The 13599-nt window shown below is 46.0% G+C and carries 10 protein-coding genes and 5 tRNA genes; 1 reads left to right on the plus strand and 14 read right to left on the minus strand.

Translation table 11 applies throughout. The features are described from left to right. Window positions 1–28 precede the first annotated feature (28 nt). The 14 genes from rpoC to AS158_RS06365 all read right to left on the minus strand — a co-directional run bounded on the left by rpoC (window position 29) and on the right by AS158_RS06365 (window position 13382). Entirely contained in the window at window positions 29–5101 is a 5073-nt protein-coding gene (gene rpoC, locus AS158_RS06300; RefSeq protein WP_165304731.1) for a DNA-directed RNA polymerase subunit beta', read from the minus strand. Window positions 5102–5117: 16 nt separating this feature from the next. Next, the gene (locus tag AS158_RS06305) at window positions 5118–8909 is read right to left on the minus strand and encodes a DNA-directed RNA polymerase subunit beta (RefSeq protein ID WP_165304732.1); all 3792 of its coding nucleotides are present in this window, start codon (window positions 8907–8909) and stop codon (window positions 5118–5120) included. Between the two features lie 190 nt (window positions 8910–9099). Continuing rightward, complete coding sequence (gene rplL / locus AS158_RS06310; protein ID WP_165304733.1) at window positions 9100–9486, minus strand: 50S ribosomal protein L7/L12; 387 nt, start codon at window positions 9484–9486, stop codon at window positions 9100–9102. A gap of 15 nt (window positions 9487–9501) precedes the next feature. Then, the gene (gene rplJ / locus AS158_RS06315; RefSeq protein WP_165304734.1) at window positions 9502–10041 is read right to left on the minus strand and encodes a 50S ribosomal protein L10; all 540 of its coding nucleotides are present in this window, start codon (window positions 10039–10041) and stop codon (window positions 9502–9504) included. A 140-nt stretch (window positions 10042–10181) separates the two neighbouring features. Then, entirely contained in the window at window positions 10182–10883 is a 702-nt protein-coding gene (gene rplA / locus AS158_RS06320; protein ID WP_165304735.1) for a 50S ribosomal protein L1, read from the minus strand. Between the two features lie 23 nt (window positions 10884–10906). Continuing rightward, window positions 10907–11332 carry a 50S ribosomal protein L11 gene (gene rplK / locus AS158_RS06325; protein WP_165304736.1) on the minus strand — a complete coding sequence of 142 codons (426 nt, stop codon included), beginning with the start codon at window positions 11330–11332 and terminating at the stop codon, window positions 10907–10909. Between the two features lie 47 nt (window positions 11333–11379). Beyond that, window positions 11380–12441, minus strand: a complete 1062-nt coding sequence (nusG, locus tag AS158_RS06330) for a transcription termination/antitermination protein NusG (protein WP_165304737.1) — start codon at window positions 12439–12441, stop codon at window positions 11380–11382. An 11-nt stretch (window positions 12442–12452) separates the two neighbouring features. After that, a complete protein-coding gene (gene secE, locus AS158_RS06335; RefSeq protein ID WP_165304738.1) occupies window positions 12453–12650 on the minus strand; it encodes a preprotein translocase subunit SecE in 198 nt (65 codons plus the stop codon). A 26-nt stretch (window positions 12651–12676) separates the two neighbouring features. Next, window positions 12677–12752 (minus strand) — tRNA-Trp (locus tag AS158_RS06340). Window positions 12753–12756: 4 nt separating this feature from the next. Then, a complete protein-coding gene (rpmG, locus tag AS158_RS06345; RefSeq protein ID WP_165304739.1) occupies window positions 12757–12906 on the minus strand; it encodes a 50S ribosomal protein L33 in 150 nt (49 codons plus the stop codon). A gap of 26 nt (window positions 12907–12932) precedes the next feature. Then, a tRNA-Tyr gene (locus AS158_RS06350) sits at window positions 12933–13019 on the minus strand. Window positions 13020–13028: 9 nt separating this feature from the next. Further along, window positions 13029–13104 (minus strand) — tRNA-Thr (locus AS158_RS06355). A gap of 23 nt (window positions 13105–13127) precedes the next feature. Further along, a tRNA-Met gene (locus AS158_RS06360) sits at window positions 13128–13200 on the minus strand. Window positions 13201–13306: 106 nt separating this feature from the next. Further along, window positions 13307–13382, minus strand: a tRNA-Met gene (locus AS158_RS06365). Window positions 13383–13438: 56 nt separating this feature from the next. Between AS158_RS06365 and AS158_RS06370 the strand changes: the two genes are divergently transcribed. Further along, window positions 13439–13591: a hypothetical protein gene (locus AS158_RS06370; protein WP_004081516.1), complete on the plus strand. Its 153-nt coding sequence runs from the start codon at window positions 13439–13441 to the stop codon at window positions 13589–13591. The last annotated feature ends 8 nt before the right edge of the window (window positions 13592–13599 follow it).

Raw genomic sequence — 13599 nt, forward strand, 5'->3', positions numbered from 1 at the left:
GGAGCCCCTTCTTTTTTCTCTTTGTTCTTCACGCGAGTTCTTCTTCCACCGCAGCTCTTGGGGTTTCTTCTACCTGGATTCCCGCGAAGACATCGAGACCGGTTCCTGCGGGTATCAGCTGACCTACGATCACGTTTTCCTTCAACCCAATGAGTGGATCGACCTTTCCTTCGATCGCTGCTGCGGTCAGCACCCACGCAGTTTCTTCGAACGCAGCCGCACTGAGCCAGCCGGGGTAGTTCAGAGCCGCTTTCTTGAGCGACAGAAGTCTTCTCTTGTACTTAATGGGTTCCTTCGGGAGAATCTGGTACGTCACAACTTTATCTTTCTCGAAGACGTCGATCTCTTTTATTCCCGCTTCTATGATCTTCTTCAAAAGTTCTTCGGTCACTTCATCACCTTTTTGCGCGAGTTCCACGAGTTCTCCCTCTTCTGTTTCCGTGATGATTCTCTTTGCGAGCGTCTTTCCTATGACCCACTTCCTGTTCTCTTCTACTTTCGCGTTTCCTTCGAGAATTTCTCTGTTGAATCTCTTTATATCCATAAGCGGCACCAGTTGATCCGGCAAGTAATCGCTGTCCCCTGGATCGATGATCGTTGCCATGCTGAGCATCTGTTTGAATATGATCTCGAAGTGCTTGTCGTGTATACTCACACCCTGTTGCACGTAAGCGTTCTTTATGATCTTCAGCAGATTCATCGCCGTCATTACACCTTTTTCTGATTCGAGTTCCAGGAGTTTCCACCACACAATGGCACCACTGGTGAGGGTATCCCCTTTCAGGACTTTCTGGCCTTTTTCTACCCTTACTTTCGCTCTCTTCGGTACTTTGTAAGCGTGGATGTTACCGGCGTAATCTTCGACGTAAATCACTGTTCTACCACTTTCATCGGTTGATATGTCTTTAACGAAACCATCGACTTCACACAGAATCGCTTCAGATCCATAGTATTTTTTGATTTCTTTCTTTCCACCGCTCTTCTCTTCTCTCAAGAACGCGTACGGTTCGAACGTCTTCTCCACAGTTGTGAGACCGCTGACGATGTCGCTCGCCCCCATGACTCCTCCAACGTGGAAAGTCCTCATCGTAAGCTGTGTACCAGGCTCTCCTATGGACTGAGCGGCCACGATTCCCACCGATTCACCGACGTTCACTATCTTGTGGTTGGAAAGATCCATACCGTAACAAGCAGCACAGACACCGTACTCGGACTCACAGGTGAGAGGTGATCTCACAATGATATCGGGTCTTACAGGAACTTTTTCTATTCCATTCTCTTCGAGCATCTTCGCCACAATCTCGTTTATCACTTCCTGGTACACGAGAAGTTGTCTTTCACCTCTTTTATCGTAAAGAGGTTCTTCTTCCGCGTAAACAGTTCCAACAACAGGATAGACCTTCACCTTTATGCGGTATTTCCCTTCGTTCTTAGCGGCTTTTACCACATCCCAAGTGAGTTCCGTTCCTTCTTCGTACTCTCCAACTGGTTCCGCAATCTCGGCGTACATATTGGGGAGTGAGAGTTCTGTTATGTCTATCTCTTCGTACCTCACAACGTCAACCATTTTTTTGTAAGAAGCCAGGAAGTTCGCATCGTCGTCCGTGAGCATGGTGTTTCTCGTGTATTCTTTGCCTGTTTCTGGATTCTTCAAAACTTCTTTTGTTTCTGGATCAAGTATATCCCTTGCGAGCACTCTACCAAAGAGGAACTCGTTCATCTTTTCTACAACTGTTCCTTCTTTCATCAGGTCCATGGCTCTGATTCCATCGTGGGTTCCACAGTCGGGTTCCGCCACTGTAACACTTTGAGCCACATCCACAAGACGCCTAGTTAGATATCCCGCGAAGGATGTGTTCATTGCTGTGTCAACCTGTCCCTTTCTGGCACCGTAGGTGGATATGAAGAACTGCAGGATGTCAACGCCCTCTCTGAGGTTCTTATCGACCGGGTAATCGAAGGTAAGTGCTTCGTGTATTGCCTGACCCTTGAAGATCTTGGACTTTATTTCCCTGGATCTTGGGTCGTACGCCTTGATCATCAAACCTCTGATACCGGCGAGCTGTTTCACCTGATCTATGTTACCTCTGGCACCAGAGTTCACCATCATGTATATAGGGTTGAACGGATCCTCCGCGAGCGTTCTGGATGTGAGTTTTGTGATCTCCTCTGTCACACTCATCCAGAGTCGTATGATTTCACTCTTTCTCTGTTCTTCCGTCAAGAAGCCTTTTTCATAGTTCTCTTCGATTATTCTGACCTTCTCCCAGGTCTTTATGAGAATCTCATCTCTTTCTGGTGGTATCTTCAGATCCTTCAGTGAGAGAGTCAGCCCGGAAACAGTTGCATAGTGGAAGCCGATGTCTTTTATGCCATCCAAAAGATCTGCCGCTCTGTCTATGCCGTGTCTCTTGAACGTTTCATAGACAAGGGTGTTTATCTGCTTTTTGTCGAAAATTCTATTGTAATCTCTCAAATCTTCCGGGAGAATGCTGTTGAAGATAACTCTTCCCAGTGTCGTCTTTATTCGTTTTTCCTCACCATTGACAACGGCCTTTATCAGAATCGGAGTGTGAAGTTTTATGAATCCAAGATGGTAAGCCAGCATTGCCTCTTCAGGTGAAGAGAACTTCCATTTCACATCTTCTTCTTTCAGTGAATCGAATTCTTTACTGACCGTTGTGAGGTAGTAAGAGCCTATGATGATATCCTGCGTTGGTAGTGAAATCGGTTTTCCGTGTGCTGGGGAAATGATGTTGTATCTCGAAAGCATGAGAAATCTTGCCTCTGCCTGCGCTGCTGCTGAAAGCGGTACATGAACCGCCATCTGGTCACCGTCAAAGTCCGCGTTGAAAGGCGGACACACGACAGGATGGAGCTGTATGGCGTTTCCTTCAACGAGTTTTGGTTCAAACGCCTGAATCGACATTCTGTGGAGTGTGGGAGCTCTGTTCAAAAGAACGACGCTCCCCTTTATCACTTCTTCGAGCACTTCCCAGGCTTCCGGCATCTCTTTTTCTATGATCGCTTTCTTGACCTTTCTCATGGTTTTGCTGGAAGAACCCTCTCCAAGAAGTTTTGCCAGAACAAACGGTTTGAAGAGTTCCATTGCCATTTTCTTTGGAATACCGCACTGGTGGATTTTCAAATGTGGTCCCACGACAATGACCGCTCTTCCAGAGTAGTCCACCCGCTTTCCAAGCAGATTTCTTCTGAATCTTCCCTTCTTTCCCTTCAGGAGATCGGTGAGCGATTTCAGAGGTCTACCATTTCTGTCTTTCAAAACGGCTCTTCTGCTTCTCTTTCCTTCCGAATCGGAACCGTTGTGAATGAGAGCGTCAACCGCTTCCTGGAGCATTCTTTTCTCGTTTCTCAGAATGATCTCAGGTGCCCCGAGTTCCAGAAGTTTTTTGAGTCTGTTGTTTCTGTTTATGAGTCTCCTGTAAAGTTCGTTGAGGTCTGTTGTGGCGAACCTTCCTCCCTCGATCTGTATCATCGGCCTGAGATCGGGTGGAATCACAGGAACGACTTCGAGAACCATCCATTCGGGTTTGTTACCAGATTTCAGGAAATCCTTCACCATCTTCAACCTTCTTCTGAGCTTTATCGCCTTCGAGCTGGAAGAAGGTAACTTTTTAAGTTCCGCTTCGATTTCCACCTGAAGCGCTTCCAGATCCAGATTTTGAAGCAGTTTCTTTATCGCCTGTGCTCCGGCGTCAGCCACTATCTTTTCTGGATAGATCTGAAGATACGCTTCGTACTCGTTTTCTGTGAATATATCGCCAACTTTCAAGCCTGTCTCTTTGGAAACCTCAGGATCTATATCCGTTATGACCACGATCGGCCTGTCATTTTCCGTTCTCTCTTCGACATCGAACATGGTTGGATAGTGGGACTCGAAGATTTTGTACTCGGTGGCAGAGAGGTACTCCTCCTCAAAGAGGAATCTGTCAGCCAGGTGATCTCCTTTCTTCACCTGGTCACCGTTGTTAACGTAAACAAGTGCTCCTTCGAAGACGGGATATTTTCTTTCCTCTATAATCTGTTCCACGTAGACCTCACCGGTGGAGAGCACTTCGAAGTTTCTGTCTTCAAGCGCTCTTACGTTGAGGTTGGAACTGAATTTCACTGTACCAGATATGCTCGCTTTGACAGCTGGGAGGCTGGTAGAAGTCGTGATCTGGTCTCCTTTTTTCACCTTCTGGCCGTTCGAAACGAGAATCCTCGCTCCGTAAGGAACCGTGAAAACAACCGGCTGATCCTTACTGGTTGTGAGCGGTTTCAACGTAATAGTATTCGAAAGTTCATCTATTTCCACGTGACCGTCAAATGGAGCATAAACAGGGTCAATTGTCATTTCTTTTGTCAGATCCTGTCCTTTTTCCACTTCCTGTCCGTCTTTCACAGAGAGAATCATTCCAGGGAGCACCGTGTGTGTGGCTCTGGTGATGTTCTTCACTATGATCCAGGTGATTTCCCTCCCTGTGATAGACTTTTCTGTCTTCAAAGTCACTTCTCCATCAATATCGGAAAGAACGGGAGATTTTGGATTCTTCACCACGAACGCCTGCTCAACGTCGAAATCCCACTTTTTCCTGTATATCCTGTACTCGGTCTCGTAGATCACGTCTCCCTGGGAGAACGGAGTATCTTTGGGATCAGTCACAATGAAAGCCCTTTCTATGACACGGCGACTGCCGTAATAGATGATGTTTTCCAGGTCTGAAGTGCTCATGTTCAAAAGCGTTCCGAGGACACTCGGTATGCTCTCGAGGTACCAGATGTGCACAGCGGGTGCTGCCAGTTCTATGTGTCCCATTCTCTTTCTTCTGGCTTCTCTGGATTCGACCCTGACACCACACCTTTCACAGACGGTGCCCTCGTATTTCTTTCCCTTGTACTTACCACAGGCACATTCGTAGTCCTTCACAGGACCGAAAATCCTCTCACAGAAAAGACCGTCTCTCTCGGGCTTGAACGTTCTGTAGTTGATCGTTTCGGGTTTCTTGACTTCCCCTCCAGACCAACTTCTTATCACTTCTGGAGAGGCTATCTTTATCTGAATTGCCTTTATCTTCCTCTTGAAAGAGGACATTGGCATTCTACCAACCTCCCAATCAGTACTTATCGATATCTATTTCGTTACCGTTCTCATCGTAGAGTCTCACATCGAGCGCGAGACCTTTAAGTTCTTTGATGAGAACTCTAAAGCTTTCAGGAACACCAGGTTCAGGTATATTCATGTTTTTCAGTATGGCTTTGTAGGCTTCGTTTCTTCCTTTTATGTCGTCGGATTTTATGGTGAGCATCTCCGTGAGAGTATGAGCCGCTCCGTACGCTTCCAAAGCCCAGACCTCCATTTCTCCAAGCCTCTGTCCACCAAAGTGAGACTTTCCTCCGAGAGGCTGCTGGTGAATGAGAGAGTAAGGTCCTGTGGATCTTGCATGAATCTTTTCTTTTGCTATGTGAACGAGCTTCAGCATGTACATGTAACCGACCACCACAGGATTGTCGAAGGGTTCTCCCGTTCTTCCGTCTCTGAGAATCACTTTTCCGTTTGGATTGTCTTCGTCATCCCCAAGGTGAAGACCTCTTTTCTTTCTTTCCTCGTAGAGCGGTCTGAGAATCTCGTCTTCTTTCGCCCCTTCGAAAACAGGTGTTGCGAACCATTTTCCAGTCAGTTTGGCGAGCCATCCAAGGTGCGTTTCCAGAATCTGACCGACGTTCATACGTGAGGGTATTCCCAGCGGGTTCAACACCATCTGAACCGGTGTTCCATCGGGCAGAAACGGCATGTCTTCTTTGGGAAGTATGTTTGAAACAACACCCTTGTTCCCGTGGCGTCCTGCGAGCTTGTCTCCAATGTCGAGCGTCTTTCTTGAGGCAACGTACACCCTGACGAGCTTCAAAACTCCCGCTCCCAGTTCTGCTATATCGTTTTGATCGTAAACATCGACCCTTATAACTCTTCCCTCAACTCCGTGAGGCAGTCTGAGAGATGTATCCTTCACGTCTCTCCCGCGTTCACCAAAAACAGATCTGATGATCTTCTCTTCTGGTGTTGTGTCTCCTTCACCTTTCGGTGTTACCTTTCCAACCAGTATCGCCTGAGAACCCACTCCATAGTCGCTCACAACGTACGCTCCAACTCTGATGATACCGTTCTCATCGAGATTTTTCAGAAGTTCTTTGCTCACGTTCGGTATATCGGCTGTGATTTCTTCAGGACCGAGTCTTGTTTCCCTTGCCTGAGTTTCATAAACTTCTATGTGGATCGACGTGAAGACGTCTTCTTCGAGAAGCTCCTGACTCACAAGAATGGCATCTTCGTAGTTGTAACCTTCCCATGGCATGAAGGCGACAAGGATGTTTCTTCCGAGTGCCAGTTCTCCCATGTCGGTTGCCGGACCGTCGGCTATGGGATCACCCTTCTTCACAAAATCGCCTTCGTTCACGATGGGTTTTTGATTTATCATAGTATCCTGGTTGGTTCTCACAAATTTTAGAAGTCTGTATTCATCAACCACTGGATTGCCTTTATCATCGTACATGAGATTTCCATTCTCGTCTGTTCTGTGAACAACGATTCTAGCAGCGTCGACCTCTTTCACTATTCCATCGTGTTCTGCGAGAATGACATAACCAGAATTTTTCGCCGCTTCCCATTCCATTCCAGTTCCGACAAGAGGTGCTTCTGCTTTCAGAAGGGGGACAGCCTGTCTCTGCATGTTCGAACCCATAAGGGCTCGGCTGGCATCGTCGTGTTCGAGGAACGGAATGAGTGAAGCCGAGACGCTGAAGGGCTGTTTTGTTGATATGTCCATGAAATCTACTTCTTCTCTGGGAACAAGCCTGATATCTTCACCCACTCGAGCCACCACTCTCTCTGGTATTATGTTGCCCTCTTCATCCACGGGTGTGGTGGCAGGTACAATTTTGAAATCTTCTTCTTCGTTAGCCCTCAGATAGACCACTTCATCTGTCACTTTTCCATTGACTACCTTTCTGTAAGGAGTCATGAGAAATCCGTATTCATCGATTTTAGCGTATATAGCCAGCGATGTTATGAATCCTATGTTCGCACCTTCAGGTGTCTCAATGGGACAAAGCCGTCCGTACTGTGAGTAGTGCACGTTTCTTGCCTCAAAGACTTTGGATTCTCTTCTCAACCCACCGGGTCCAACGGCAGAAACCCTTCTTTTGTGAGTGAGTTCCGACAGAGGGTTCACCTGATCCATGAACTGAGAAAGCTGGTTCATCGCGAAGAACTGGTTGACCGTTGATATAATGGATTTTATGTTTATGAGACTCTGAATGGAAACCTTGCTCAGAGAGTTTATGAGTGTGAGTCTTTCCTGAATGGCCTTCTGCGCCCTCGCGAACAATCTCTCGAACTCTCTCTGGACGAGTTCTCCCACTGTTCTAACGCGTTTGTTCCCGAGATGGTCTTTTGTATCGAAGGGTAGCGAGGGAAGCTCTTTGTTTATGTTGGAAACGTACCTGATAGCAGCAAAAACACTGAGATCGAATGTTACTCCATAGTTTCTTCGAAACACCGATACAAGCTTTCTGAGGTCGTAAGAAGCTGTTTTTCTCTTTTCCAAATATTCTTCTTTGAAGATTCTGATCAAATTTCTCAACTCGTAAGAATCTATTTCAAAATCGTTGACGTATCTTCTCTCAAAGTAGTCAAAGAGAATTCTGGAAGCGAGGATTATATCGAGTGGTTTCAAAACGAGAGAAGTTTCGTTGTAAGTTTTCTTTTTTGCCTCTTCGGGATCTTCCCCTTCAACCTCTATGAGGTACCTGATGTAAGCGTTTCTTAGTCTTTCGTTGACTTTGTACCTTCCCACCTCGGAAAGATCGTATCTTTCTGGATTGAAGAAGAGGTCGTGCAGAAACCTTTTTGCCGCGTTTATTCTTGGAAGTTCCTCGGGTCGCAATCTTCTAAATATCTCCAGATAAGCGTCCACAACGGTGACTTCGTTTAAACCGTAAATCTTCGTCTTTTCCTCTTCCTCTTCCACCTCTTCACTCGAAGAGGACACTACTTCCACCATCTTTTCAAACGTATTCTGTGCTATTGGATGAACGATCTTTATCTGATTTATGTCATCTATCATCAGAATCCTTTCCGCGAGATCCTTGGTCAGGATATCCCATTTTTCAGCGATCTTTCTGTCACCATCGTAGATGTCTTCAAGCAGAATGGAACCCACGTGGAGAAGAAGACTGTCTTCATCGTCGGCATCCAGATAAGTAGGATAAAGTGAGAGAATATCCTCATCCTTTTCGTAACCGATCGTTTTCAGAAAGAGGAAAAGATTGACCTTCTTTCCATCAAGACCCGCGTAAAGAACTCCATCGTAGGGATCGAGTATGACTTCAAGCCATGCACCTCGAGATGGAAGAAAGTATCCGCCGTACTCTTCTCTGTCTATGTACTCAGACGAGAAGTAGAGTCCCGGAGAAACCACTATCTGATTGACCACAACTCTTTCGGCTCCGTTTATTATAAACGTTCCACGATCTGTCATGTAGGGAATGTAGCCAAGGAACACTTCTTCTTCCTTCATTTCACCGCTTTTCATGTCGGTGAGACGGGCCGTTGCATATATTGGAACACTGTAGGTTAAACCTTTTGTTTTACATTCAAGGGGATCAACAACAGGTTCTCCTATCCTGGTTGAAACAAATTCAAGGGCAAATCCTCTGTCCGATTTTCTCAAATCTGAGCGGGTCGCCTGCGAATAAATGGGGGAAAATTTCTTGAGGACTTCGAACAAACCTTCTTCGAGGAATCTTCGGTAGGAACTTTTCTGAATCTCCACGAGGTCTGGAATTAGTAGGGGTTCCTGAGTCTTGCCGAAAGAAACCCTTGTCCTCCTACCGCAAGAGATCTCTTTCATTTTCTCACCTCTCAATGTGGAATAAGAAACTCCCAGGATTTCTCTCCCGGGTTTTGCTTAGATTGAGTGGAAAGGAAACAATAGGGTGAGGAAGAACGTTCGTACCACACTCTATTTATTAAAACACAAAAACCCTGTACCGGCAAGATGCGGTACAGGGTTGAAACATTCTTTTTTCACAAACGAAAATTTACTTCAGTTCCACCTCAGCGCCAGCTTCTTCAAGCTTTTTCTTGATATCTTCTGCTTCCTGTTTGGAAACACCGCTCTTAATGATTGCGTCGGGTGAACCGGCTTTTTCAACGAGATCCTTGGCTTCCTTGAGACCGAGTCCGGTGATTTCTCTGACAACCTTGATGACTTGAATCTTGTTCTGACCGAAGCTCTTCAGAACAACGTCAAATTCTGTTTTCTCTTCCTGAGCAGCACCGGCAGCGGCTCCGGCAATTGGAGCGGCAGCGACGGCCACAGGAGCAGCAGCAGTCACTCCAAATTTGTCTTCAAGCTTCTTCACAAGCTCTGCGAGCTCTGAAACTGTGAGTTTCTCAATCGCTTCGATGATTTCATCAATCGTCATCTTCAAACACCTCCATCATTCGGATTTTTTCTCTTTAATGGCATTGAGCACATACACGAGATTCCTCAAAATACCACTCAGAACAAACACAAGACCGGTAATTGGAGCTTTCACGCGACCAACGAGCATAGCGTAGAGCTCTTCTTTGGATGGGAGTTTCGCGATGTTTTCCACTTCTTCTGCCGTGAATTTCTTTCCCTCGAGGAAACCACCCTTGAGCCTCGAAAGATCCACTTTCTTATCCTTGTAAAAGTTGTAAACTATCTTGACAGCCTCCACAGGATCCCCTTCCGTGACGTAAAGCACAGCTGTGGGGCCTTTGAGAAATTCTTCGTAGCCCTCGTATTCAGCGTTCTTGAGAGCGAGATTCAAGAGAGTATTTTTCACGACCTTGAATCTTGCTCCATCTCCGTACTTTTCTCTCAATCTGGAACGAAGTTCGGTGAGATCAGCTACCGTGAAACCTAGAAAATCGGCAAAGAGTATCAGCGATGTCTTTTTGAATATTTCACTCATTTCTTTAACTATGAGTTCTTTCTGTTGCCTGGTCAGCAAAGGATTCACCTCCCAAAAAAATTTTGTGGACCCCGGAGGGTCCACAAAAAGGTCATAGAACCTTTCTGGGACGCCTCCGGCAGGATCTTTAACCCCATGGGCCCTGCCATCTACGGCGTCTTATTGAGTTTTCGATTGCTTTACTCTTTCAACAGGCTCTGAAGATTCAACTTTATACCGGGTCCCATTGTAGAAGACAAAACCGCTTTTTTAATGAACTGTCCTTTCACACCTGCGGGTTTCATCTGCATGATCTGTCTTACAGCTGAAATTATGTTTTCCTTCAATTTTTCGTTGTCAAAACTCCTTTTACCAACGGGTATGTGAATGTTCCCAGTTTTGTCCGTTCTGACTTCAATTCTTCCTTTTTTGAATTCTTTAACCGCCTCCGCTACCTCCTGAGTCACCGTTCCGGATTTGGGTGACGGCATCAAACCTCTTGGTCCCAAAATCTTTCCGAGTCTTCCAATTACTCTCATCATATCAGGCGTGGCTATTGCAACATCGAAATCGAGAAAACCTTCCTTTTCTATTTTTTCCACAAGATCCTCAGCTCCTACGTAATCGGCACCCGCTTCCAATGCCTCTTTCGCCTTTTCTCCCTTGGCGAACACCAGAACCCTGACTTCCTTACCCGTTCCGTGTGGAAGCACGACAGTTCCTCTGATGTGCTGCTCAGGTTTCCTGTAGTCTATTCCAGTTTGAATGTGGAGTTCTATCGTTTCATCGAATTTCGCTGTGGCAGTTTTTTTAACGAGTTCTATAGCCTCGTCAAGATCGTAATATTTCGTTCTATCTACGAGTTTCTTTGCTTCAAGATACCTCTTGGAGTGCTTCGGCATTGCGCCTCCTCCTTTCCGTTACTTCAATCCACCACTTCTATTCCCATGCTCTTAGCGGTTCCCTCGATGATCTTCATAGCCGCTTCCAAACTGTTTGCGTTCAGGTCTGGCATCTTCGTTTTCGCTATCTCTTCGATCTGTTTTCTGGTAACCTTTCCAACAATCTTTCTCTTTGGTTCAGAAGAACCTTTCTCTAAACCTGCCGCTTTCATGAGAAGGAAGGAAGCAGGCGGTGTTTTGATGATAAAGGTGAACGACTTATCTTCGTACACCGTTATAACAACAGGAAGAATCATGCCTGCTTTATCTGCGGTTTCGGCATTGAACCTTTTACAAAATTCCATGATGTTTACGCCGTGCTGACCTAGAGCAGGTCCAACAGGTGGCGCCGGCGTAGCTTTTCCTGCAGGCAGTTGTAATTTAATCTGAGCCGCTACTTTCTTTGCCATGCTCGAACCTCCTTATGCGTGGTGCGGATTTCTCCTCCCACGTTTTCTCACTCGATTTTCTCGACTTCAGAAATATGAAGTACAACAGGAGTCTCACGCCCGAATATAGTTACGTTTACCTTCAATTCCTGTCTCTCCGGATCGATTTCCTTTATAACACCCGCGAAGTCTTCGAAAGGACCGCTTATTATCTTCACCATATCTCCAATCTTAAAACCGATCTCGACCTTCACAGGCTTCTTCTTCTCTTCGTACTCTTCGAGTCCCGCAAGTCTCAAAATAGGTCTCATTTCTCTATCCTTTACGGGAATAGGTTGTCCACCTGAACTAACAAACCCCATCACGTATGGCACGGAACGAACAAAGTTGTAGGCTTCATCGTTCATGATCATTTCCACGAACACATAACCAGGGAAGAGTTTTCTTCTTTTCGTCTTGTAAATTCTGATCTCTTTTCTTGTTAAATAATCCACCACCTCAACTCTTCCTGAAATCCTGGCAAAAAATTTCCTGGTTTCTGCTAGCATTTCCCCCTGTTTCACTTCTTTTCCTTTTTTTATCCTATCCCTGTCGAAAACATCCAAGGGAATGTAATAAACGTCCTGCTCACCGTCGGATGTCTGAACAACCACTTTTTTCATTCGCTCTATCTCAACGATCTTTCCATCCAACTCGCAGATGTACTCTTCACTTTTTGAAAGCGGTAGTCCTTGTTTCACTTTCGTTCCAACCCTCAAACCCGGCTCGATTCCCGCGGATTCAGGAATGTAATACGTCTTCGTATATTTCCTATCGATGGTTTCTACGACGATCTTTCTGACGTTCTTCACGTCGACAATCACACCGCTTCTTCGAGCATAAATAGGAGGCTCTTCGGCTATCAAATTCCCTTTGTTAATATCTTTTCCGTTGCTTACGTGTAATTTTGCCTTCGGAGAAAGTATTAGTCTTTCAGAAGGACTGGTGGCGTCCAGAACTACCTCTTCAGGAATAACAATACGCCCCACCAGATTTTTGATTCCGGTGGCTTCAATTTTCTTTTCGATATTTTCTTTAACTCTTTCTTCGTAACCAGACATGGTGAGCACTATGTACCAATTTTTCTTCATCACCTATCACCTTATCCTATTCCCAACGCTTTGAAAATCGCACTCACAACTCCTGAGAATATGAAATCAAGCACAAAAAAATAAACGCTTGTAACAGCGAGTATCACGAGAACAACACCAAAAGAAGTGAGTAACTCTTTTCGGGAGGGCCAAGAGACTTTCTTTGCCTCGGCGATCACTTCTCTGAAGAATTTTCGAAGTTTTTCCACCTTTCATGCCCCCTCGCACCACAAAATGGCAGGGCCGGCAGGACTCGAACCCGCAACCACCGGTTTTGGAGACCGGCGCTCTACCAGTTGAGCTACGGCCCTGCGATTACGCTTTCGTTTCGGTATGAATCGTGTGGGCATTGCACTTTGGGCAGTACTTTCTCACTTCAAGTTTTGCTCTTTTATCTTTGTTCTTTGTGGTGTAATAATTCTTGTTACCACACTGAGAACATTTCAGAGCTACTTTCACTCGCATATCTTCCACCCTTTCTCAAAGAAATCTGGTGGTGGGGGGAGGATTTGAACCTCCGAAGGCATTCTGCCAGCGGATTTACAGTCCGCCCCCTTTGGCCGCTCGGGCACCCCACCACATACTCTTGGAGCCAGCGGTGGGACTCGAACCCACAACCTACTGATTACAAATCAGTCGCTCTACCGGTTGAGCTACGCTGGCCCTATTCCCTTTCCGATGACCTATGGCGGCGGTGGGACTCGAACCCACGACACGGTGATTATGAATCACCCGCTCTCGCCGCTGAGCTACGCCGCCCAAGACCGTTCATTAATTTTACTATCAGAGCTTTTCTTTGTCAACCTCGAACATCTTTGAACGATGTGTTAAAATAATAAGGAGAGCCGTGCTCTCCTTCAGGAACTGGTGGGCTCGGGAGGATTCGAACCCCCGACCACCCGGTTATGAGCCGGGCGCTCTGCCAACTGAGCTACGAGCCCACACCGCTATCAGATTATATTCTAACAAAACCCCGTTGTCAAGGAGTGTGATCAGCATGAAGAAAGATCCCATCAAGGAAATGCTCGTAAAATATCCGAGAATTCTCGTGATAAAAGCCGCTCTGAAGATTTTAAAGGACGGAAATAAGATAGACCGAGAACGGATCGAAAAAACGATTGTCAAGATCATGACCAAAAAGGAGGGCTGAAAACTTCA

It is taken from the genome of Thermotoga sp. 38H-to (assembly GCF_011057665.1).
Lineage (GTDB): Bacteria > Thermotogota > Thermotogae > Thermotogales > Thermotogaceae > Thermotoga.